The organism is Halohasta sp. A2, assembly GCF_056175805.1.
In genome coordinates, this window is record NZ_JAQFWV010000195.1 from 1 (window position 1) to 575 (window position 575).

Sequence of the window (575 nt, forward strand, 5' to 3'; positions counted from 1 at the left end):
CGTTGTATGCGGGTCGCAGCCGGTCTGCGACCCGCTTGGTCAAGTTGTAGATCGTCCGGTGGGAGATCGGAAGATCGAGCTCCCAGTCAAACAGCTCGGCTTGTTTCCGGTTGGGCAGTCGTTGATGGAACCGACCGAGAGCGGTTTGGGCCATGAGATTTGGCCCAAACCGCCCCTTTTCGGGACAGTTAGGATGCTCAGCAACAACCTCGTTTCCACAGGAACAGTGGTGTTTGCCAAGTTGGAACTCTACGACGGTGGTTGGAACGGGAAGCGGGACATCGATAACAGTTCGTGAGACGTAGTTGTCAGGGTTCGAGAGGATTTGCTCACAGTCTGGACAGTATCCCTGATCAACCCGAATCGTCTCTTCGGGTTCTGGTGGTGGTCGAGTTGTTCCTTCGTGGCCTTCACTCCGTCCTGGTGAAGAGTCGCTGGCGGCGTCAGAGTCGCCGCCAGCGTCGTCTCCTTCATCTTCTTCGTCTTCATCCCCGTCTTGACCGTCTCTACCAGGTGATTTAGCCGCACCACCCTGCTTACTGGGTGGTGTGTTTGGGTTTTCGTACTGCTTGAGG

At 56.2% G+C, this 575-nt stretch carries 1 protein-coding gene; it reads right to left on the reverse strand.

Going from position 1 to position 575, the window contains the following annotated elements:
- The coding region (locus tag O2S87_RS18750) for an IS66 family transposase (protein WP_475410228.1) at positions 1 to 575 on the reverse strand (575 nt) is incomplete at both ends.